Below are 22523 nucleotides of genomic sequence, written 5' to 3' on the forward strand. Positions count from 1 at the left end.
GCATCAGGAATATGACAGTATGATCGCTCTTTGGATAACATGCTATGTTTGACAGACATAACCTGTGGAAGGAGGTTTGTACATGGCATATACAGATCTGATCTACCTGCTTTTATTTCTGCCATGCTGTGTATTGATCTATCATCTTTCTTCTGTGCGTTTCCGCAAGTATGTCCTGCTATTGTTCAGCTGGATGTATTTCATCCTGTGCAGTAAGAAACTCATCATTTATCTGTTAGCCACAACGTTGTTTGTCTACATCATGGGGCTTGTCATAGACAAGGCACCAAAGAAATCCAGAACAAGAAAAGCATTGTTTCTATTAGGATTGACTGGATTGTTTGGTGCACTGCTCTATGTGAAATATACCAACTTCTTGATCCGGATTTTTAATGATCTCAGCCATGGTTCTGTTTCTGCACTAACCATTGCAGCACCGATTGGTATTTCGTTCTATACATTGGAAGCAGTGAGTTATCTGACAGAAGTTTACTGGGGCAGAGTGAAAGCAGATCACAGTTTATGTTCTGTGGCACTGTTTCTGAGCTTTTTCCCGCAGACCATGGAAGGTCCGATTGCAAGGTATCAGGATACTGCATCACAGTTGACCAAAGGTGAAAATGTTCATCTTGCGGCACTGCAGGCAGGATGCGTACGGATCCTGTGGGGCTTGTTCAAGAAGATGGTGATTGCGGACAGGCTGAATACAGCCGTGAATGTTCTGTTTACCAACTATAACAGCTACACCGGTGCCATGACAGCGGTCTCTGGGATCTTCTATGCACTGCAGCTGTATATGGAGTTCTCTGGTGCTATGGATATTGTCATTGGTTCCGCCCAGATGTTTGGCATTACACTGCCAGAGAACTTCCGGCAGCCGTTCTTCTCACAGTCGGCAGCAGAGTTCTGGCGCAGATGGCACATTACCCTTGGCGTCTGGTGCAAGACCTATCTGTTCTATCCGGTAACGACATCCAAGCTCTGCATAAAGTGGAATAAGTTTGCTAAGAAGAAGTTTGGCAAATACATTACCAAAATCGGTATCTGTGCAATGTCATTAACACCTGTGTGGTTATTCAATGGCATCTGGCATGGACCGCAGATGAACTATATCTTCTATGGCATTTACTACCTGGTGATTCTGATGATCGGGGAGATGCTGGAACCAGTCAAGAAAGCATTCTATGCAAAGACTGGCTTCAACAAGAACAATGTATTCTGGCATACGTTCCGCATTCTGCGTACATGGGTGATTCTCTTTACTGGTGAAATGTTCTTCCGTGCCAATGGGCTAAGAGCCGGTCTTAATATGTTCAAGCGGATCTTTCAGAACTTCCAGCTTTCAGCATTATGGAATGGCGGATTGATGTCACTGAATCTGGATCATCATGACTATCTGGTGATTGTGATCGGCATTCTGCTTGTGCTGATCTATGACATCCTGCAGGAAAATGGTGTCAATGTGTATGACGTTCTAAGCAGACAGAAGACACCGGTGCGCTGGGCATGTGTGTATCTGTTATTCTTTGCGATTGTGATCTTAGGTGCCTATGGCACTGGCTATGATAAGGTGAGTCTAATCTATGCAGGATTCTGAGAAGAAAAACAAGAAAAGAATCTGGCTGCGCTGTATCGCCTTCTTCCTGGTCCTTGGTGTGCTGCTGGATGTTGTGTCCAATGCATTTCTATACACGGCTGTCTCTACCAAAGATGCGAAAATATTGAACCGCAATGCGGCTGAGACGGATCTCTTGTCACAGGATGAAGACAGCCTTGATGTGCTGATTATAGGAGACAGTGAAGCTTACTCTTCCTTTTCGCCACTGCAGATTTATCACGATACAGGCATTACTTCTTTTGTCGCATCACAGGGTGCCCAGACAATTGAAGAAATGAAGCATATGCTTACGGTTGCCTTAAGAACTCAGCATCCTAAGGTTGTCATCCTGGAGACAGATGCCATTTACCGCAGCTATGGTTCCGTCTCCGGCATAGAGTCTGTTCTGGAAGAAGGGCTGAACACTTTGTTCCCAGTGTTCCAGTATCACAACATCTGGAAGATGCTTGGTGAAAATGACTATGCAAAGTATTCATCCTGGAAAGGGTACTATCTCAATGGGGCTGTTGCACCATGCACCTCGTTGAGTTCCTATATGTCACCAATGGATCAGCAATATAAGATTCCCTGGCTGAATCAGCTTATTCTGGAGCAGATCAAGCAGGAAGTAGAAGATGCCGGTGCCCAGCTTGTTCTGGTCAGTGCACCGACACCGGTTAACTTCTCCATGGGAATGCATAACTATCTGAAGCAGCTTGCCGAAGACTGGGATATTACATATATTGACTTCAATGCAATTGTGGATGAGATTGGCATCGATTGGAACAAGGATACAAGAGATGCCGGCGATCACCTCAATGATTCCGGTGCATGGAAAGTTACAGACTACCTGATCAGTATCCTTGAAACCATGGATCTGCCTGACCACAGAGGTGATTCTGCTTACAGCAGCTGGGATGAGATGGCAGATGAGTTTCTGGAACAGGTGAATGCCAATATCAAGCAGATTAATTCACAGTCATGAGGGTGAATGCGCTAGGATAGCACCAGATAGTGTGTATAACAGGAGCCACCAATGTGTGCTGCTGATTATTGCCGGAGTATGTAGATTTGAAGAAACTTGGAATGCTGAATGAAATACAATATGACATTTCCTTTACTGCTCATTACTAAAGTCTCTACTTGATCAGATGAAATTTGGAATGGAATACAGCGCAGAAGAGTTTGCAGAGAACTGTTTACTTTTGATGAATTTCATGTTTTGACGTTAAAAAAATGAAATGTTTCATCTTTTTAACGTGAAAAAGATGAAATGATTCATAAAATGTGCGCATTGGAATGCCTAACAATGATAGAATGCAAATACAGAAAGTCAGAGGTGCCTGTGATGATGTATCGAAAGTTTTATGAAGTGATCAGGAAGTGGGAAAGGGATCAGGAACAGAAGCCTTTGATGGTGATTGGGGCAAGACAGGTTGGCAAGACGTGGCTGATGAAGAAGTTCTGTCAGGATGTGTATCATGACTATGTCTATATTAACTTAGAGGAGAGAAATGATGTTGCTTCTGTGTTTGAAGGGAGTCTTGACCCTGAAATGATTCTGATGAAGATTTCGCAGTTGTTCGGCAGAACAGTTGATGAAAAGACACCTGTGTTCTTTGATGAAATACAGTGCTGTGAGCGCGCTGTGACTTCCATGAAGTATTTCTGTGAGTCAGAGAAGAATTATCGGATTCTTTGTGCGGGAAGTTTGTTAGGTGTAAAAATGCACCGCTTCCATAGTTCTTTTCCGGTTGGCAAGGTGCACATCGTGCAGATGTATCCTCTTGATTTTGAAGAGTTTCTGCTTGCGTGCGGTGAAGAGCTGCTGAGGGATGGCATTCGGAATGCGTATGTGCAAAAAGCACCCTTGGCACAGGGCATCCATGAGAAAGCACTTCATTTGTATCAGGATTATCTGTATGTGGGTGGAATGCCGGAGGCTGTGCAGTCATATCTTGACCATGGTAAGAATGCGCTTGCGGTAGATTCTGTTATTTATGATAACCTGCAGCTTGCTTATCTTGCGGATATGACCAAGTATGTAACTTCACCGCAGGAGTCTGTCAAGATCACGCAGGTGTATCATTCTGTGCCCAGGCAGCTTGCGAAAGAGAATCCAAAGTTTCAATACAGTCGGGTTCGTTCTGGCGGCAACAGACGTGATTTCAGCGAGCCTCTGGATTGGCTGTATGCGTCAGGTATGGTCTATGCGGTACACAGCCTGCAGGCTCCTTTGCCGCCTTTGAAGAGCTATGAGGACGATAGCAGCTTTAAGATTTATTTATCGGATGTGGGGCTGCTGCGGCATATGTGTGGGCTGCATTATCGTGATTTGCTGATGGAAAGCCAGAATATTTATAAGGGAGCTTTGACAGAGAATTATGTGATTCAGCAGCTGAAAGCTGCTGGTATCAAGATGTATTACTATAAGCCTTCACCAAGCATGGAGATTGATCTTATTCTGGATCATGCGGAACAGATTATTCCGGTAGAGATCAAGTCTGGGCGGCATAAGCGCTCTACCAGCCTGCAGAATTACCGGAACAAGTATCATCCTGCCTTTGCAGTACACATATCTGCATTGAACTTTGGCTGGCAGGATGATTTGTTCTCTGTTCCGCTGTATGCGGCATGGTGCATATAGTACAAAATCTTGTTTCTGATATGATTTTTCTGTTGAAGTTTTGGAAAATGGGGTATCATTGACCGGTAAAGCATAGGAGGGGGTTCTGTGGGTAAAGAAGTAAATACCGGTGGCGAGATGGTAAATCTGCCTGTGAATCATACTGAAAGCGATGATGAAATAGAAATTGATCTTGGTGAGATCTTCTATCTGCTCTGGATACATATTGTTCAGATTGTGGGACTATTTGTGACGGGCGCGGTTGTTGTTTACCTGCTGACGCTCTTCCTGGTGACCCCAAAGTATACGGCTACATCGAGAATGTATATCACATCTGGTTCTAATCAAATTGTGGATTTATCTTCGCTGCAGGTGAGTACGCAGTTGAAAGCAGATTATCAGGAACTGGTTAAGTCTAGCAGTATTCTTCAGGATGTTATTGACGATCTTGACCTGGATGAAGATGTAGAGACGCTGAAGGGACAGATCACAGTATCTAATCCTTCGGATACACGTATTTTGAATCTTTCGGTAACGACGACCAATGCGCAGTTGTCTGCAGATATTGCCAATGAGCTTGCCAAACAGGCAAAGACATATCTGCCGAAGGTGATGAAGACGGATGAGCCGAATGTGTTTGAAGAGGCGCAGGTGCCTGATCATAAGTCTTCGCCATCCTATAAGAAGAATGCTTTGATTGGCGGAGTGCTTGCTGCGCTGTTATATTGTGCTGTGATTATTATTAAGCATGTGACAAATGATGCGTTTGTGACGCCGGAAGATATCAACAAGGTATTTGGTGTACAGCCGCTGGCAGCAATTCCTGAGGGAAAAAAGCGGAGCGGCCGGAAGCATAGAAAGAAGGAGGACTAAGCAGATATGAAATCATTAACGATCAATAAGCTGCCTGATCTTCCCTTTGATGTGTCTGAAGCATTGAATCAGCTTCGTATTAATCTTTCTTTCTCTGGTCCAAATGTTAAAAGAGTAATGATTACCTCTTCGGTTCCTAATGAGGGCAAGTCATATATTTCAGTAGGATTATGGCGCTCTATGGCATCGGTTGGGAAGCGTGCACTGTTGATTGACTGTGATCTGCGTTTGTCAGAGATGCGTACAAGGCTTGATCTTGTGTCAGGGGAGAACTTTGTCGGTATTGCGCATCTTCTTTCAGGGCAGGCAGATATTCCCGATGTGATATATCGTACGAATGTTCCTAATGGCTATATGATGCCGGTTACCAATCTGGTAGCGGATCCTACGTTTTTGCTGGAGAGTGAGCGCTTTGGGGAAATGATGGATTCATGCGCAAAGACGTTTGATTACATTATTCTTGACTGTCCGCCGCTTGGCTCTGTTGCGGATGCATTGAATATTTCCAAGTACTGTGATGGTTCCCTTCTGGTAGTGCGCAGCGGTATGACAGGCAAGAGGCTGGTTATGAACTCAGTGCAGGCATTGAAACGTGCGGGATCTCCGCTTCTTGGCTTTGTGCTTAACAGAGTCGATACAAGACGAGGCTCAGGCAGTTATTATTACAAAGATTATTATGCTTATGGTGCAGAGTATTATCAGCATAAAGACAAGAAGAAAAAGTGAGCTGTACAATTTATCTGGAATGAATGAGATGAACTGTAGTATCATATACAAGTCATATTAAGAACACAAGGAGAAGCTGCAGAAGATGTGGCTTCTTTTTTTGAGAGGGCTTATGGAAAGTAACAAACATTTCAAACCTGGTCTGATTCTATGGCTTGTATGTGCTGTGCTTGCTGTGCTGACAGTGGTATTGGCAGGGAAGTATGGGGTGCTTGCTGGGAACAAAAAACTGATAGCTATTGTAGCAGCAGTTATTGTTCTTGCTGTATTACTGATTCTTTCTTTGAAGAAGAAAAGAGCAGCTATTGTCAATGGTGTACTGGCAGCTGTTCTGGCCTTATGCTGTGTGCTGATGCCAAAACTGCAGAGCCGTGAAGCAAGCGTATTCTCTGAACCTGCCCATACAGCAGTGAGAACAATGAATCTGTATGTCATGAGTGCAGATTATAGAAGTGATCATTCTTCCACTTTCTCTTCAACAAAGCCTTCTGTAAATCTGGAAGATTACGCGGATGCAAAGTTTATTGTACAGGGTGAGTTTGATCAGCAGGATCAGAGTGATGCTTTGGAACAGCTCAAAGAAAAGCTTGGCGTGACATCTTTGACACTGGTACAGAAGGATACAGTATCAGATGCACTTAAAGCATTGTATGACAATGAAGGTGATGTGCTGGTATTGAATCAGGCTTTCTCCTCTTCCATTTCTTCCATTGCAAAATATGCCTCTTTTGATTCTGATACCTTTGTATTGGATTCTGTTAAGCTTGGCAATGCATCAGAATCAAGTGCTTCTTCAGATACTGCTTCTTCCTCTTCTGGCTCGTTTGTGATCTATGTGGCGGGACATGATGCCTCTTCCACTTCGTTCTCTCTGTATGGCAGAACGGATGTGGATATGATGGTTGCTGTCAATCCGACGTTGAAACAGATTCTGATGATTTCTATTCCGCGCGATTATTACATCAAGAATCCAGCTCTGGATAATGGTCTGGACAAGTTGACCCATCTTGGCAATGATGGCATTCAGAATACACTGGATGGCATTAATCAGGAGTTTGGACTGAATATTACCGATTATATGGTGACAGACTTTGACCATTTCTCTGCTCTGGTAGATGATATGGGTGGTATTACAGTGGATAACCCGTATGCATTCTCTGGACGTGGATATGATTTTGCTGAGGGTACAATTACGCTTAATGGTGCAGAGGCACTTGCTTATTCCCGTGAGCGTTATTCTTTGAGTAATGGTGACTATGGGCGGAATGAGCATCATGGTATTGTGATGGAGGGTCTTCTGAAGAAGATTCAGGAGAATTGCAGAAAGGGAGATTATCTGACTGTCATCAAGTCAGCGATGGATAATTTCCTGTCCAATGTTTCTCTGGATACGATGTACAGTCTGTACAAGAGTACCAACAATGGACAGGACTGGTCATACTATCGCTATCATCTTGGCGGAGAGGGAACATATGCTGGCACGGCTTCCATGGGATTTGACCGTCAGTTATATGTGTGTAAACCTTTTGCATCACAGGAAGAGTTTGCAAAACAACAGATCGAGAAGGTACTGAGTGGAAAAGAAATCCAGATGGAAGACCTACCTGATGGCGCAAAGACAACATTCCAGGAGAACTGAATTATGACAGGGAGAGATGAATCTCTCTTTTTTTTCTTATGTGTGTGCTAGTCTGGAGTAATAACAAACCAGTGTAAATGATAACAGGTGCCTTTTCTTCACTGAGCTTAACAATCGCTTGCTTATGAACGTTTGTATTCCATGCTCCGGCATTCATTCACGGGATGGTCAGCGATTGAACGGCGAGAGAATGATTAGACCTGCGGGTGAATGGAAGAGTACGGCGAGGATTCTTATGGCATCCATTCACAGAGAAGCCAGAGATAATGGTTGACAATGTGAGTAGAGAGTAGGACAGCCAAATTCTTGTTCCATAGGGCATTGACTATTTCATTACAAAGGTTATAAACTTGCTAGTTTTGGTAGTTGAGGTGGTAGAAGAGGACGGTCAGATGATGTGAATTGGTTTCGGGGGTGGGGTAGATAGATGTGCAAGTGGTAAGGAAGAAGAAATTAAAAATTGCAGTATTTGGACAGAAACGCATCCCTTCTAGAGAGGGTGGAGTGGAAATCGCAGTGAAGGAATTAGCTACACATGCTGCATCCCTTGGAAATCAAGTCACCGTATATAATCGTTCAGGCCATCATGTAAGTGGATCGGTATTTGATGGAAAGCAATTAAAAAGTGGCCCTTTCACTTTTTTTGTGGGATGAGCCCTTCCTGACCGTCTCCGAGGTCCTCTGCCCCGGTCCTCCACAGGTGCCTTCTGCTCTCCGTGCATCTGTACTCCCGGGCGGACCGTGGGAGCATCGCCGAGGGGCCCACGGTCTCGGAACAGCTTTATCCATCAGATCCTCTTGTACGGATTTCTGGATGCATCCATGATCTTTAGGAAAAAGTACTCATCATCTGGAAGGCCATAGGCTTTCCTGCGAATGACCTTGATGTGTGCGTTGATCCCCTCTATCTTCCCGGAGCTGATCGGATAGAGCCCGTATCCCACAATGCCGTCAAAGTGGTTCTCAATGAGCCTGGCAAACCAGAGAAAGTGCTCATTTTTCGTGCCCCTGCACCAGTCGATGATATCTGTAAACTTCTCGATCATCGTCGCCTGATTGGCTGAGGCATATGCTTCCTGCATGGCCTGCTTGATCAGATCACAGGTGAACAGCAGCTTGTTCGAGTTGATGATGTCGTCGTATCGCCGCTCGAAATCGTCATGGGTATGCCTGTAATCGGTCGTACCGAAGATCGCAGATCCCTTGCGGCACACCTTGCCCTCACGGGCTTCCTGATCGTGTTTCTGCAGGGACTCCCTGCTGGCACAGAGTATCTTCCTTGACCCCTTCAGAACAGTAGCTTCCTCGACCAGGCCTTCCTTCTTCAGGCGGATCTGTTCCTCCTTCCGAACCTCGGCAATGACCTTCTCGTTGAAGTTCTTGACGATGTGGAAATGATCATAAACGATCTGGATCCAACCGCATTTTGCCTTGAAAGCCTCCTGGAAGTCGCTGTTCATATCCATGGCAACGGCCTCTACATGATGCATCCAGTCGTCACCCACCAGCTCCATGAATTCTTCTACAACGGCCTTTGTTTTGCCTGCTCGGATGAACAGCACCGCACCGGTTATCAGGTCTATGATGTGCGTCGCATATTTGTGTCCGTTATGCAGCTTGAACTCATCAATGGCAAGATACCTTGCATAGGCGGCAGGCTTTTTGAGCTTGCCATTCTCATCCGCGTAAAGACCCTTCAGACGCTTAAGATCGATCTTCTTGATCGTATTGATGTTGACGCCAGTAATGATTGCCGTGTCCGTAAGGGTAAATTCATCCATAGAAAGATAGCGGATGATCAGCTGCTCAAGCTCCTTTGTAATCATCGAATCATCTGCCTTGAACGCGACATCCGGTGTGATGGTCTTGCCACAGAGATTGCATCTCCACTGGTACTTGTCGCACTCAATGATGGTTTGGCATGCCTGAAAGGGAATGTGTTTGATCTTCGTGTGGTAGGTCTGATTCTTGTACATCCTGCGCCCGCAGCAAGAGCATACAGGATGGTCCAGCTGGTCCAATTTACCGCGCAGAATATAAGCCCTTTTGAAGGTATTCTCACTCAGTTTGCTCTTCCGCATGGAGTGGAAGGGCCTGACGTCTCGAATAGGAACCTCTTCAACGCTCTCCTGATGGAACCCCGTCAGGTGGCTTGGGAACATCAGATAGTCATTTTGAGTCCGGGCAGCAAAAGACATTTGCCCATTCGCCTCGGTGTATGTATAATTCTGATTCATAAGAGGTTTCCTTTTTATCCCGTATTGCATATCTTGGGCGACGTGCAATCGAGATGATATCAGGAAATCTCTTTTTGTAAATAGATGATATTCTCTATAGGCTGCCTTCTTTTAGTGCATCACACAAGAAAAATGAAAGACCCTAAAAAGTTATAAGGGTGTTCGTATTAAGACGGTACCGACTATTCAGAGAAAGGGTATGGCTGCGGTTTCGTCTTCTTTTTTTGCATCTTTATGTGCTGCATGGGGAAACTATGGTGCTGTTCATATCCACGCAGAGGGTCCGGCATTCTGGTGTGCCATACCTAAATTTTTTGGAAAAAGAGTCATTGTTACGATTCATGGGGAGTGTGAAATAATACGCGGCTGTCATAATAGGGACAAGGGTACGGCAGAGAATGATAGGCTCCGCGACCCGAAGTTCATATTTTCTTACCCGAAGAATGAACGACTGATCTTTTTGGGTGGCAGAAATGCTGCACAGGAAGAAATCTCGATCATGAGGGTGGGGTGACAGCCAGCGGACAGGTGAACAAGCCTATCCGCTCTTTGTGTTGGCCGAGAGATTGATGAAGAAATTGAGTGGGATTGTGGGAAAGATTTATGAGTAAGAAACTTGCGATTGCGATGTTCGGACAAAAGCGATTATCGAGAGAAGGCGGAGTAGAAATCGTTGTCAAAGAGCTCTGCACCCGAATGGCGCAGAATGGCTGTGACGTGACCTGTTACAACAGAGCAGGCCATCATGTGAGTGGTGCAGAATATGACGATGCTGGTAAAACGGAGTACGAGGGAATCCGTCAGAAGTCTGTTCCGACTATTGAACGGCGTGGACTTGCGGCTGTAAGTTCATCTTTTTTTGCGGCTCTTTACAGCGCATTCGGAAGATATGATGTAGTACATATTCATGCTGAAGGACCAGCTTTTTTTACATGGCTGCCGAAGATGTTTGGGAAAAGAGTTGTTGTTACCGTCCATGGCATTGATTGGCAGCGCGAGAAATGGCAATCAGGACTTGGTTCTAAGTTTATCCACCAAGGCGAAAAAAATGCTGCGAAATATGCAGACGAGGTCATTGTTCTGAGCAAAGGAGTGCAGGACTATTTTAAGGAAACTTATGGAAGAGAAACGCACTTTATTCCTAATGGCGTGAATAGGCCGCAGATTCGGGAAGCAAGTCTGATTAAAGATAAGTTCGGGCTGAAAAAAGACTCATACATATTGTTCCTCGGTCGTCTGGTGCCAGAAAAGGGTATTCGATATCTTGTTGAGGCCTTCAAGAATGTCAAGACGGATAAAAAGCTGGTCATCGCAGGCGGTTCCAGCGATACGGATTCCTTTATGGAGGAAGTGAAAGAACTGGCGAAGGGTGACGATCGGATTCTCTTTACCGGATTTGTGCAGGGAGCGATGCTGGATGAACTATACAGCAATGCTTACATTTACACGCTGCCGTCTGATTTGGAAGGAATGCCATTAAGTCTTCTGGAGGCAATGAGTTATGGCAATTGCTGTCTGGTTTCCGATATTCCAGAGTGCGCAGAGGTTGTGGAAGATAAGGCGTTAATTTTCCAAAAGACGAATGTAGAGGACTTGCAAGAAAAATTGCAAGATGCCTGTGACCATCCTGAAATGGTTATGAAAATGAAGAAGCATGCAGCTGACTTTATCTGCAAAAAATACAACTGGGATGAAGTTGTAAAGGAAACGATGAAACTGTACAGGAGAAAATAATAGATGAGAGTATTGATAATAAATAATCTCCTCTAACCGAACGCAGGTGGTGAGATGTACATAGTGAAAACGCTGGAAAAATAGCGTATTTACGGCACTTTTTGAGATATGGGTAGAGCTGCGAGTGCGGTTTTTATCTCGCTACCCAGGTTCAGTAACAGCAGATGATTTTATCATAAGAACTTTCAGTATCACTACCTGCGTTTGTATGGAGCACTCTGGTTTATGAACAATACATTGGAAGTGCTGCATCTGAACAGAGGTAGTGAAATAGAACATAAAATAAGGAGAAATTTAACGTGAGGACGCTGATTTTGAATAAATTTCTGCACCGAAACGGCGGAAGTGAGACGTATATATTCAAATTGGGTGAGGCACTGGAGCAGCATGGACACGAGGTTCAGTACTTCGGTATGGAACATGAAGGTCGCTGCGTGGGCAACCGAGTCAATGCTTATACATCTGATATGGACTTCCACGGTGGCAGCAAACTGAGCAAGCTGACCTACCCGATCAAGACCATCTACAGCAAGGAAGCAAGAGTGCAGCTGCGGAAAGTTCTGGACGACTTCAAACCGGATGTCTGTCACCTGAACAACTTCAACTACCAGCTGACACCTTCCATCATCCTGGAAATCGTGAAGTGGCGCAAGGAGACCGGAAGAGAGTGTAAGATCATCTTCACGGCACATGACTACCAGTTGGTCTGCCCGAACCACATGCTGAACAATCCGAACACCCACCAGAACTGTGAGAAGTGTCTCGGTGGCCATTTCGTGAACTGCATGAAAGGCAAATGCATCCACGGTTCCACGGCGAAATCTGCCATCGGCATGATGGAAGCCGAGTTCTGGAAGTGGAAGGGTACCTACAAGTACATTGACACGATGATCTGCTGCTCCGAGTTCATGAAGAGCAAGATGGACAGTAATCCTCTGTTTGCAACGAAGACCGTGGCGATGCACAACTTCATCGACAAGGTGGAGTGGAAAGAGATTCCGAAGAAGGACTACGTCCTCTACTTCGGCCGCTTCTCTGAAGAAAAGGGCATCGGCACACTCATCAAGGTCTGCAAGGATCTGCCGGATGTGCAGTTCATCTTCGCAGGTACTGGCCCTCTGGAAGAGACGGTGAATGGTGTTAAGAACATCAAGAACGTAGGATTCCAGAAGGGTGAGGCACTGGAAAAACTCATCCGTGAAGCACGATTCTCCATCTACCCGTCTGAGTGGTATGAGAACTGTCCGTTCTCCGTGATGGAATCCCAGATGTACGGCACACCGGTGCTGGGAGCGAACATCGGAGGTATCCCGGAGCTGATTCAGGTCGGCAAGACCGGCGAGCTGTTTGAAAGCGGTAATGCCGAAGATCTGAAGAAAAAGATTGAGAAGCTCTGGGGTGATAAGGAGCTGTGTGAAGCATATAGCAAGAACTGCAAGGACATCAGCTTTGATACCATTGATGAGTATTACGAGAAAATTATGAAAATTTATAGATAAAAAGAGAGATAGAGGTATTAGAAAAATGGCTAACAATAACGAAAAGAAACTGAATGGTACGGTCATCGTCACTTACCGCTGCAACGCTCGTTGCTCCATGTGCAACCGCTACAAAGCACCTTCTAAGCCGGAAGAGGAAATCAGCATCGAAACCATCAAGAAACTGCCGAAGATGTACTTCACAAATATCACCGGCGGTGAACCGTTCATTCGCACTGACCTGAAGGATATCGTGCGCGAACTGTACAAGAAGTCTGACCGTATCGTTATTTCCACGAACGGTTTCTTCACCGACCGCATTGTTGACCTGTGTAAGGAGTTCCCGCAGATTGGTATCCGTATCTCTATCGAAGGTCTGGAACAGACCAATAATGAAATCCGTGGTCTGCAGAACGGCTACCAGCGTGGTTACGGCACGCTGAAGAAGCTGCGTGAGATGGGGATGAAGGACGTTGGTTTCGGCATGACCGTCCAGGATAAGAACGCTCCTGACCTTGTTCCTCTGTACAAAATCTCCGATGAGATGGGCATGGAGTTTGCAACTGCTTCTCTGCATAACAGCTTCTACTTCGTTGAGGCAAAGAACATCATCCATGACCGTCCTATGGTCGCAAAGAACTTCGAGAATCTGGTCAATGAACTGCTCCGTAGCAATAGCCCGAAGAAGTGGTTCCGTGCTTACTTCAACCACGGCCTGATCAACTACATCTACGGCCAGAAGCGTCTGCTGCCTTGCGACATGAGTTTTGATACCTTCTTCATCGACCCGTATGGCGATGTTATGCCTTGCAATGGCACCAAGGACAAAGAGGTCATGGGCAACCTGAACAACCAGACTTGGGATGAGCTGTGGAATAGCCCGGAGGCCGAGAAGGTTCGTGCAAAGGTTCGTTGCTGCGACCGTGACTGCTGGATGATCGGCAGCGTAAGTCCTGCGATGCACAAGTACATCTGGAAGCCGGCTACCTGGGTTCTGGTTCACAAGTTCAAGGCTCTGTTCACCAAGCATCCGTACAGCATGTACGAGCTGAAGATCTGCCGTGACTACCGCGATGGCAAAGTTACCAAAGAGGAGCTGGATAAGTGCAGCACCTGCGATATGAACTGTGTGATCAACAACGGTCTGAGTGAGGCGAGCAAGGAGCAGTTGAAGCATAAGACCGGCGAGGAAATCGTGGATGCTGATATCGCACAGCAGATGGAGACGAAGTAATGGGTGGCCGATTGGATAGGACGACTACGAATTGCTGTAAAGGAATTGCGGCAATAATTATCATGTTGCACCACATATCTTTTCGGTTATCAAATTTACCTGTGTATGTGAAACCGATTTGGTACATTGCTTTTCCGATAGTGGGATTCTTCTTCTTTATGTCAGGCTATGGCTTGACCTGTGGGTTACTGCAAAAGAAAAATTATCTTCAAGGGTTTCTGTCCAAAAGGCTTTTGAACATTATTGCTCCCTATGTGATAGTCGCAATCGTCTGGATAGGACTGGAAATTATCGGGGGGGGGCAAACACCTACAAGAGCAATTGCTGAAGCATTTACAATTCGATACATTCAACCGCTTTGGTTTATATGGGTGATTATAGCCGTATACATTGTATTCTATGCAGTGTTTAACCATACAGAAATCAATGTAGGAGCATATTGGTTTGCGGTTATAACTATTGCTTATATCTTGATAAGTGCTTTTGTTAACCCGCGAGATGAAATGTATGCATCTATTATTGGAATGCCTCTCGGCATTTTGTGGGCGATGTATGAGAGAAAAATAGATTCTTATTTTGAAATCTGTTATTTGAGAAAAGAAATTGTTGCAATTGCAGCTTTTGTAATTTTGTTTATCGGAAGACTTGTTTTAAGCGCGGCGGGTTTTGATAATCAACTGTTTCAGACAATTCTTCGGAACATTATTACGATTTCATTTATTGTTCCTCTGATTGAATTATTGAAAAAAGTGAAGATACAGAAAAGATTTCTGATTTGGTTAGGAACAATATCCTATGAAATTTATATCATCCATCCGTTTATTCTCTATTTCTTTGAAAAGGAGACAGCGGAAGGAAAACAAGTGAGTGACTTAGAAATTGTATTGTGGACAATTGGGCTGACTCTACTTTTATCAAGTATATTGAAGGTTGTCCAAGATAATTTAGTTAGAAAAGTGAGATCATAAAATGACAGTAACAGTTTTAACCCCAACTTTTAATCGGGGGGGGGTATTGCGAAGCCTTTGGGATTCGCTGCAAAAGCAAACTGTAAAAGATTTTGAGTGGCTTGTAGTTGATGACGGAAGTACTGATGGTACGAAAAATCTAATTACTCAGTTACAAGAAAATAGTGATTTTCCAATACGATATATCTATAAGAGTAACGGTGGAAAACACACTGCTTTAAATGTAGGAATACAGACTATTTGCAGCGAACTTACCTTTATTGTTGATTCAGATGACTGTGTGACTGATGATGCGGTTGAGTCGATACTGAAGATTCACAAGAAATACAGACTACAAAATAATATTTGTGGATATGCGTTTCTCAGAGCATTCCCTGATGGCAAAGTCAATGGCAAGAAGTTTGATGTAGATGAAAGAATAGGTTCCTATATTGATGTGCGCGTAAATGGTGATGACACCAGCTCAGATAAAGCAGAGGTGTTCAAAACACATTGCTTGAAGGAATTCCCTTTTCCCGAATATCCGAATGAGAAATTCCTTGGGGAAGATCTTGTTTGGGTTAGAATGGCCAGAAAATATCAGATGGTACATATTAATAAGGCTATTTATATTGGAAATTATCTTGAAGATGGATTAACCAATAATCGCCGTAAGCATAATATTGCTTCGCCAGTTGGGTGTATGCATCGAGCAGAGGAATTCATGGAGTCCGACTTAAAGACAAGATACAGAATCAAGGGTGGACTACAATATATTGTATATGGGAGATTTGCGGGAGTCAAAGTTGTCGATTTGATTCGCAAATCAAGACATAAAATTCTTGCAACAGTGTGCATACCGGGGGGATTGCTCTTATACGCCCGATGGAATAAAGCACAGTAATTCGATTGATTAAGTGCCTAAATGTCTTCTGTCAGTAGATGATAGGAGATATTTAATGAAAGTACTTGTTATCAATCCGATTATGTACACATCGGAAACAAAAAATATAAAAAGAGCTACATCAATAAAAGATACGATGATGTATGACTTTTGTTTGGCATTCCATGAATTAGGCCATTCTGTAACGCTAGTTGGAGGAGAGCCGTTCAAACCGACAAAAAGCGAAACATATCCATTTGAGGTACTGTGGTGGAAGTGTAAGTGCCAAAAAGTTTGTATGCCGCACTGTTTACCGTTTATGCCGGAGACATATCAGTATGTAAAACAACATCGTTCAGAATATGATCTTATTATTACAAGTGAAGTGTTCTCACTGAACTCTTTGATGGCATATCGAGCAGCACCAGACAAGACAATTATCTGGCATGAACTTGCAAAGCATAATGCCATCATGAAGAAAATACCATCAAAGATTTGGTATGGAGTTATAGCAAGACTCTTCATGCGAAATGCAAAGGTTGTTGCACGCTCAGTAGAGGCAAGGAACTTTGTGAAGAAATACTGCATGAACACAGATGTAAATGTAATTGATCATGGCGTCAATCTTGATAAGTTTAAGGCATCTACTGAGAAGGAAAATATCTTTGTGGTTTGTTCACAGTTGATTGAACGAAAGAAAATTGATGGGATACTTGAAAAGTTTGCGAAATACCTGAACCAGTATGATGAAACTTGTCAGCTATACATTATAGGCGAAGGTGAGCTGAAAGAAAAACTTCAGAGGATGGCACAAACTCTGGGAATAGCTCCGAATGTAATCTTCACTGGAAAGATGACACATGATGAACTGCTCCCGATTTTGTCTAAATCAAAGGCGTTGCTCGTTAATACGGTGAAAGATAATAATATGATTTCCATCGTAGAAGCGATTGCGGTTGGAACGCCTATTGTGACAACAGATGTTCCGCTAAATTCTACCTACATCAAAGAATATCAGTTGGGTATTGCCAAGAAACAGTGGGATGAATCAGATTTGAAAGATGTGGTTTCCAATAGCAAACTGTATATTGAAAACTGCATGAAGTATAGATATAAACTTTCTACGAAACAAAGGGTAGAACAATTTTTAGAGATAGAAAGAGAAAGGCTTGACGATGGAAAAAAGTAAAAAACAATATTTTAATGAAATAAATATAATGCGTGGAATGGCTGTGCTTTGTGTCGTCATTGGACATTCTTTTAATCCGACAGAAACACCGACTATTTTGGGCTTTATAAAAAGTTTTGTATATTGTTTTCATATGTCAGCTTTTTTCTTTATTAGTGGATTTCTTGAAGGCGAGAAAAGACGTAGCTTTAGTGAAAAGAGACAAGCAATTGTTAAAAAAGCTAAGCGGCTGATGGTGCCGTATTTCTTTTTAACAGTGGTCACAGCCGTTCTTAAGCTATTATTTGGTGCATTTGCAAGGAATCCGCTTAATTATTCTACTCTTGCGGTAGATGTTTTAATTGGAAGAAATAATCCGAACGGCGGTCTTTGGTTTCTGTACGCCCTGTTTATTATTTCTATTTTTGGAATCCTATTTGATACTATAAATCGCACAGCTTTAACGGGTACTATGTTTGTACTATATATGCTAAACACTGTTGTCTTCAAACAGTCTGGATATGCTGTTGGTTTTTTCCTTAGTTACGCATGGATTTACTTTATGGGTGGTGCTGTGAGAAAGCATCTTTATGAAAAAATAAAGAATTCCGAACTACTGATGTCGGTAAAAGGAATAGTGATAATAGCGGTTGTTTCCGTAGGATATATGATGCTTGCGTTTGTTAGGATCTATAAGTCTCAGTCTTGGATTTTGGCAACCGCAGTAACCGTTATTGGTGTATTTCTGCTTTTTGTTATTGCCGTGCAGATTGAACATTACCATTGCGGAGAAAAGGTATGGATGTTGCTAGGCGATTATGGAATGGATATATATATGATTGGGTATTATGTGCAGCAAGCAATTTTTGTTATATGTGGCAAAATCTTAGGACTTGATTATTTAATATATGCTTGGCTAATGTTGATTTTTGGATTGATAGCTCCGATAATTCTGTCGAAATACATCGTTAGAAATAATCGAATTCTTTCAACGCTGATTCTTGGGAGGTGAAATGATGAATTATCTTATTTCTGCATATAGTGTGAATCCTTATAAGGGATCAGAGGATAGTATTGGCTGGAATTGGGTTTTACAGTATGAGAAAAACTATAAAGAAGGCGATAGAATAATCCTTCTTACCAAGAAATTCAATGAGAAGGACACAAGAAAAGGACTTGAAGAATTTAATATACAACATGTCGAATTGGTTATTGTAGATGTTCCTGACGCACTTAACTGGTTCAGAGAAAAGCATTCAGCCTTTCATCATATGTATTACATTTTATGGCAGCATTGGGCTTGGCTTTGGGTTAAGCACTCAGGAATTCATTTTGATGTAATTCATCATGTTACTATGAATGATTACAGGATTCCAAGTGAGATGTATAAAGCTAAAGGTGCAAAGGTGATTTGGGGACCAATGGGTGGTGCACAGGTCACACCTAAGCCATTGAAGGTCTATGAAAAAAATCAACTGGTTGCGAATTTTAGAGAGTTTGTAAATAAGAGCTGTTCATGGAATCCCTTTTATAAGAAAGCACTGCGCTCATATTATAAGATATATTGCATAAATAATGAAACTCAAAAACAAATTTCTCGCATCGTAGGAAAAGATGTGCCATTAATGCCAGAGTTGGCATTAAGAGATGAATACAAAAATATTCCTATTCAGAAAAGAAAAAACGATATTCTCAAAATTGTTTTTGTAGGACGATTGATTGGAAAAAAAGGAATAGCTTTTCTTGTTGACGCTCTTTCGCTGATGCCTACCGATATGGAGTGGGAACTCTTGATTTTTGGTGATGGCGATGATCGCGCATTAATCGAAAAACAAATAGCAGATAGTGGTATTGGAAAAAATGTAAAACTAATGGGTAATCGCCCATTGGATCAAATTGCTGAAGCATATCAGCAGGCAGATGTTTTTGTTTTGCCGAGTCTTAGAGAAACAAGTGGAAATGTGCTGCTTGAGGCAATGGCATATGCTGTGCCAATTGTCGCGTTTGATACAAGCTTTTGTAGACTGCTAAAGAAAGTTGACTGCGGTGTATTTGTAAATACGGAACAGGCACTTGACGACATCAAGGCAGACTATTGCAAAGCAATTGTAACACTGGGACAGGACAAAGAACTGGCAAAACAGATGGGACTAAACGGTTATCAATATGTGAATAAATATTTGACATGGGAAGCTAAATATAAGACCCTTTTGAAAGACTTTTTATAATTATTTCAGAGTAGATGCTTATTAGTTGTGGAGGTGGACTTGGAGTGAATATTAAAGAAAAACTTGTTTATCTGTCAGATACAAACCCTCTATTTAAGAAGATAAAATTGTATTATTGGCGGTGCAAGGATTATCCTGATCAACATAATGTTGAAAAAATGATAAAAAAAAGAAAAAATGGATTCGACGATAAAAAATTTGCAGCAATAAGAAAAATGGAAAATATTCATAAGGGGGATCGTTGCTTTATTGTTGCTACTGGTCCAAGTTTGACTATGTCAGATCTAGAACTAATAAAAGATGAAATTACATTTGGTATGAATTCAATTACTAAGATATTTGATAAAACAGATTGGAGACCAACATATTACGGCATTCAAGATAGACAGGTCTATGAAAAAATGGAAAATTCAATTTTAGACTATTATCAGACTGCCGACAATGTTTTTGTTGCGGATCAGCTCGGAAGGTATTTTCATTTGCCAGCAAACTATATACAGTTCCCTTACAACGGAAACTATCACATTTATAGAGGTGCATATGAAGATTATTCCGTTGATTTTAGTCCAAACGCATACGAAGTAGTGTATGACGGATATTCTATTACGTATTCGTTGATTGAAATTGCTATCTATATGGGATTTAAAGAAATCTACCTTCTGGGTGCAGACTGTAATTATCCAAAGGGAGAGAAAAATCATTTTGTAGAGAGCGGATTTGTTGATAAAAACGCCGCATCTAATCCGATCAGAATGCGTGTTGGATATCAGGCTGCAAAAGAATACGCAGATACGCACGGAATCAAAATCGTAAACTGTACCCGTGGTGGCATGTTAGAAACATTTAAAAGAATGAAATTGGAAGATGTTTTAAAGGAGAAAAATTAAGATGAAAACAGTAGCAATTGTTCCTATGAAACTTAATAATCGTCGTTTGCCGCAGAAAAATACCAAGAGCTTTACCAACGGCAAGCCGCTTTGCCATTATATCCTGTCTACTCTTTTGACCGTTGAGGGGGTAGACGAGGTTTATGTTTACTGCAGTAATCCAGATATTCAGGAATTTATCCCGGAAGGAGTAAAGTATCTTCAGCGTTCGACCAGTTTGGATCAGGATACTACAAAGATGAATGAAGTTCTGCATTGCTTTGCAAATGAAGTACCGGCGGATATTTATGTGATGACACATACGACTGCTCCGTTCATTAAGAAAGAGTCCATCGAAAAGGGCTTGGAAGCAGTTAAGAGTGGGGAATATGATTCTTCGTTTGCAGCAAAGAAGTTGCAGGATTTTCTGTGGAAAGATGGAAAGCCGTTTAACTATGAGCTGAATAATATTCCGCGTACACAGGACTTGCCGGCACTTTATGAAGAAACCAGTGGCTTCTATATTTACAGAAGCAATGTTATGACAGATCTTAATCGTCGAATTGGTGATAAACCGTTTATCGTTGAGGTGGGCGAAATTGAAAGTGTTGATATCGATGAGGCAGAGGATTTTATGATTGCTGATGCAATCTATAACTATCAGCTTCAGCAAAAGTAAAATCAATTTTATGGAGAAAGCATGATGAGTAAAATACAGGTACTGGACTGCACACTTAGAGATGGTGGCTATTGCAATAATTGTAGATTTGGCTTTGATAATGAGAAAAAGATTGTTCACGGACTTGTGGATGCCAACATCGATATTATTGAATGTGGCTTCCTCATGAATACTGTGGAATATGATAAAGATGTCACAAAATTCACTTCTCTCGATGAGGTTGCAAAAATTATTCCACAAAATAAAGAGGGAAAAACCTTTGTAATGCTTACTGACTATGGTAAGTATCGTCCCGAAGATTTGCCAGAGTACGATGGAACTTCTGTAGATGGTTTGCGTGTAGCTTTTCATAAAAAAGATCGTGTAGCTGCATTAGAAGAATGTAAAGCTATCAAAAGCAAAGGCTACAAGGTCTTTGTTCAGGCAATGGTTTCGCTGAGCTATACGGATGAAGAGTTCCTTGATTTGATTCGTCGAGTGAATGAATTGGAACCTTATGCGTTTTATATCGTGGACAGTTTTGGCATGATGAAACGTAAAGACTTGACCAGACTCTTCTATTTGGTTGAGCATAATTTGAATGAGAAAATTAAAATTGGCTTCCATTCGCATAATAATATGCAGTTGGCTTACTCGAATGCTCAGAGCTTGGTGGATCTACATTCTGATCGTGAGTTGATCATTGACGCTTCTGTCTATGGAATGGGACGTGGTGCTGGAAATTTGAACACAGAGCTGTTTGTGCAGTACCTGAATGATAATGCTGATGGCAACTATGATATCAAACCACTGCTCTCTATTATCGATGAGATTTTGAATGAATTCTATCAGCGTAACTACTGGGGCTATTCGCTACCGAATTATTTATCTGCGTCGCATAACGCACATCCAAATTATGCAGGATACTTAGACGACAAAAAGACTCTGACTGTAGAAAATATGAATGAAATTTTTGACATGATGGATGAGGATAAAAAAGTATCCTATGATAAGGATTATATTGAAGAGCTTTATTTAAGATATATGGCGACAGGAAAGTCACAGGAAGAACATAAGACCGAATTAATTGAGAATTTGCGTGGGAAAACAGTATTGTTAATTGCTCCCGGAAAAAGTTCGATAGAGGAAAAGGATGAGATTGCATCTTTCGTAAATGAAGATGTCGTGACAGTAAGTGTTAATTATAACTACCCTCTTGTGAACACAGACTATATTTTCCTGAGCAATCTGAGACGTTTTAGAGAATTAGATGCATCAAACAGGGAAAAGTGCATTGTTACATCAAATATTCCGGCTGACAATGTTTATCTTCAGACAAAATATCGAGATCTTCTGTGCGACATTGAAGCAGTGAAAGATAATGCTGGTTTGATGGCAATTAAATTCTTTGCACAGATGGGTGTAAAAAAGATTTATTTGGCTGGATTTGATGGATATTCTCACGATGAAAAAGAAAACTATGGGGAATCTACAATGGCGTTCGTTACGAGAACGGCTGTCCTTGATGCAATGAACCAGGGAATGACAGAGATGCTGAAAAAGTATAGCACACTTGTAGAACTGAACTTTTTAACCAAACCACATTATGTGAAGATTTGAGGAGACAGT

The 22523-nt window shown here is 42.3% G+C and carries 20 protein-coding genes; 19 read left to right on the forward strand and 1 reads right to left on the reverse strand.

What is annotated here, in order from left to right:
- Nucleotides 1-82 precede the first annotated feature (82 nt).
- From DHU66_RS05510 to DHU66_RS12035, 7 genes are all read left to right on the forward strand, one after another.
- A complete protein-coding gene (locus DHU66_RS05510) occupies nt 83-1597 on the forward strand; it encodes an MBOAT family O-acyltransferase (protein ID WP_108774874.1) in 1515 nt (504 codons plus the stop codon).
- Complete coding sequence (locus tag DHU66_RS05515; RefSeq protein ID WP_108774875.1) at nt 1584-2582, forward strand: SGNH/GDSL hydrolase family protein; 999 nt, start codon at nt 1584-1586, stop codon at nt 2580-2582. The genes DHU66_RS05510 and DHU66_RS05515 overlap by 14 nt, the downstream gene beginning before the upstream one ends.
- A gap of 363 nt (nt 2583-2945) precedes the next feature.
- Nucleotides 2946-4244, forward strand: coding sequence for an ATP-binding protein (locus DHU66_RS05520; RefSeq protein ID WP_167836278.1), 1299 nt, complete (start codon nt 2946-2948; stop codon nt 4242-4244).
- Nucleotides 4245-4331: 87 nt separating this feature from the next.
- The gene (locus DHU66_RS05525; RefSeq protein ID WP_108774877.1) at nt 4332-5096 is read left to right on the forward strand and encodes a YveK family protein; all 765 of its coding nucleotides are present in this window, start codon (nt 4332-4334) and stop codon (nt 5094-5096) included.
- 6 nt (nt 5097-5102) lie between these two features.
- Nucleotides 5103-5822 carry a CpsD/CapB family tyrosine-protein kinase gene (locus DHU66_RS05530; protein WP_108774878.1) on the forward strand — a complete coding sequence of 240 codons (720 nt, stop codon included), beginning with the start codon at nt 5103-5105 and terminating at the stop codon, nt 5820-5822.
- A gap of 112 nt (nt 5823-5934) precedes the next feature.
- Nucleotides 5935-7461 (forward strand): LCP family protein, encoded by a 1527-nt coding sequence (locus tag DHU66_RS05535; protein WP_167836279.1) that lies wholly within the window; start codon nt 5935-5937, stop codon nt 7459-7461.
- A gap of 435 nt (nt 7462-7896) precedes the next feature.
- The gene (locus DHU66_RS12035) at nt 7897-8115 is read left to right on the forward strand and encodes a hypothetical protein (RefSeq protein ID WP_135358313.1); all 219 of its coding nucleotides are present in this window, start codon (nt 7897-7899) and stop codon (nt 8113-8115) included.
- Between the two features lie 134 nt (nt 8116-8249).
- Here the strand turns inward: DHU66_RS12035 and DHU66_RS05540 are convergent, their stop codons facing one another.
- On the reverse strand, nt 8250-9728 hold the full coding sequence (locus DHU66_RS05540) for an ISL3 family transposase (RefSeq protein ID WP_108774880.1): 1479 nt from the start codon (nt 9726-9728) through the stop codon (nt 8250-8252).
- 169 nt (nt 9729-9897) lie between these two features.
- Between DHU66_RS05540 and DHU66_RS12325 the strand changes: the two genes are divergently transcribed.
- The 12 genes from DHU66_RS12325 to DHU66_RS05600 all read left to right on the forward strand — a co-directional run bounded on the left by DHU66_RS12325 (nt 9898) and on the right by DHU66_RS05600 (nt 22514).
- Entirely contained in the window at nt 9898-10212 is a 315-nt protein-coding gene (locus DHU66_RS12325; RefSeq protein WP_209451746.1) for a hypothetical protein, read from the forward strand.
- Between the two features lie 89 nt (nt 10213-10301).
- Nucleotides 10302-11432 carry a glycosyltransferase family 4 protein gene (locus DHU66_RS05550; protein ID WP_108774881.1) on the forward strand — a complete coding sequence of 377 codons (1131 nt, stop codon included), beginning with the start codon at nt 10302-10304 and terminating at the stop codon, nt 11430-11432.
- A 299-nt stretch (nt 11433-11731) separates the two neighbouring features.
- Nucleotides 11732-12931, forward strand: coding sequence for a glycosyltransferase family 4 protein (locus DHU66_RS05555; RefSeq protein WP_108774882.1), 1200 nt, complete (start codon nt 11732-11734; stop codon nt 12929-12931).
- 25 nt (nt 12932-12956) lie between these two features.
- Complete coding sequence (locus DHU66_RS05560; RefSeq protein ID WP_108774883.1) at nt 12957-14144, forward strand: radical SAM protein; 1188 nt, start codon at nt 12957-12959, stop codon at nt 14142-14144.
- Complete coding sequence (locus DHU66_RS05565; RefSeq protein ID WP_108774884.1) at nt 14144-15112, forward strand: acyltransferase family protein; 969 nt, start codon at nt 14144-14146, stop codon at nt 15110-15112. Before DHU66_RS05560 ends, DHU66_RS05565 begins: the two co-directional genes overlap by 1 nt.
- A gap of 1 nt (nt 15113) precedes the next feature.
- Nucleotides 15114-15995, forward strand: a complete 882-nt coding sequence (locus DHU66_RS05570; RefSeq protein WP_108774885.1) for a glycosyltransferase family 2 protein — start codon at nt 15114-15116, stop codon at nt 15993-15995.
- Between the two features lie 55 nt (nt 15996-16050).
- On the forward strand, nt 16051-17163 hold the full coding sequence (locus DHU66_RS05575) for a glycosyltransferase (RefSeq protein ID WP_108774886.1): 1113 nt from the start codon (nt 16051-16053) through the stop codon (nt 17161-17163).
- Nucleotides 17150-18154, forward strand: coding sequence for an acyltransferase family protein (locus tag DHU66_RS05580; RefSeq protein WP_108774887.1), 1005 nt, complete (start codon nt 17150-17152; stop codon nt 18152-18154). Before DHU66_RS05575 ends, DHU66_RS05580 begins: the two co-directional genes overlap by 14 nt.
- Nucleotide 18155: 1 nt before the next feature.
- On the forward strand, nt 18156-19370 hold the full coding sequence (locus DHU66_RS05585; protein ID WP_108774888.1) for a glycosyltransferase family 4 protein: 1215 nt from the start codon (nt 18156-18158) through the stop codon (nt 19368-19370).
- Between the two features lie 44 nt (nt 19371-19414).
- Nucleotides 19415-20257, forward strand: a complete 843-nt coding sequence (locus DHU66_RS05590) for a 6-hydroxymethylpterin diphosphokinase MptE-like protein (protein ID WP_167836281.1) — start codon at nt 19415-19417, stop codon at nt 20255-20257.
- Nucleotide 20258: 1 nt separating this feature from the next.
- Complete coding sequence (locus DHU66_RS05595; RefSeq protein WP_108774890.1) at nt 20259-20915, forward strand: acylneuraminate cytidylyltransferase family protein; 657 nt, start codon at nt 20259-20261, stop codon at nt 20913-20915.
- Nucleotides 20916-20936: 21 nt separating this feature from the next.
- The gene (locus DHU66_RS05600; protein WP_209451747.1) at nt 20937-22514 is read left to right on the forward strand and encodes an aldolase catalytic domain-containing protein; all 1578 of its coding nucleotides are present in this window, start codon (nt 20937-20939) and stop codon (nt 22512-22514) included.
- Nucleotides 22515-22523: the final 9 nt, after the last annotated feature.

Origin of the sequence: Lactimicrobium massiliense, from assembly GCF_900343155.1 — a bacterium.
Lineage (GTDB): Bacteria > Bacillota_I > Bacilli_A > Erysipelotrichales > Erysipelotrichaceae > Bulleidia > Bulleidia massiliensis.

Coding starts and splice junctions, on each gene's coding strand:
- DHU66_RS05520 (WP_167836278.1), top strand. CDS start 2,946: ATGATGTATCGAAAGTTTTATGAAGTGATCAGGAAGTGGGAAAGGGAT.
- DHU66_RS05575 (WP_108774886.1), top strand. CDS start 16,051: ATGAAAGTACTTGTTATCAATCCGATTATGTACACATCGGAAACAAAA.
- DHU66_RS05585 (WP_108774888.1), top strand. CDS start 18,156: ATGATGAATTATCTTATTTCTGCATATAGTGTGAATCCTTATAAGGGA.
- DHU66_RS05515 (WP_108774875.1), top strand. CDS start 1,584: ATGCAGGATTCTGAGAAGAAAAACAAGAAAAGAATCTGGCTGCGCTGT.
- DHU66_RS05560 (WP_108774883.1), top strand. CDS start 12,957: ATGGCTAACAATAACGAAAAGAAACTGAATGGTACGGTCATCGTCACT.
- DHU66_RS05550 (WP_108774881.1), top strand. CDS start 10,302: ATGAGTAAGAAACTTGCGATTGCGATGTTCGGACAAAAGCGATTATCG.
- DHU66_RS05570 (WP_108774885.1), top strand. CDS start 15,114: ATGACAGTAACAGTTTTAACCCCAACTTTTAATCGGGGGGGGGTATTG.
- DHU66_RS05600 (WP_209451747.1), top strand. CDS start 20,937: ATGATGAGTAAAATACAGGTACTGGACTGCACACTTAGAGATGGTGGC.
- DHU66_RS05510 (WP_108774874.1), top strand. CDS start 83: ATGGCATATACAGATCTGATCTACCTGCTTTTATTTCTGCCATGCTGT.
- DHU66_RS05535 (WP_167836279.1), top strand. CDS start 5,935: ATGGAAAGTAACAAACATTTCAAACCTGGTCTGATTCTATGGCTTGTA.
- DHU66_RS05565 (WP_108774884.1), top strand. CDS start 14,144: ATGGGTGGCCGATTGGATAGGACGACTACGAATTGCTGTAAAGGAATT.
- DHU66_RS05595 (WP_108774890.1), top strand. CDS start 20,259: ATGAAAACAGTAGCAATTGTTCCTATGAAACTTAATAATCGTCGTTTG.
- DHU66_RS05540 (WP_108774880.1), bottom strand. CDS start 9,728: ATGCAATACGGGATAAAAAGGAAACCTCTTATGAATCAGAATTATACA.
- DHU66_RS05530 (WP_108774878.1), top strand. CDS start 5,103: ATGAAATCATTAACGATCAATAAGCTGCCTGATCTTCCCTTTGATGTG.
- DHU66_RS12325 (WP_209451746.1), top strand. CDS start 9,898: ATGGCTGCGGTTTCGTCTTCTTTTTTTGCATCTTTATGTGCTGCATGG.
- DHU66_RS05580 (WP_108774887.1), top strand. CDS start 17,150: ATGGAAAAAAGTAAAAAACAATATTTTAATGAAATAAATATAATGCGT.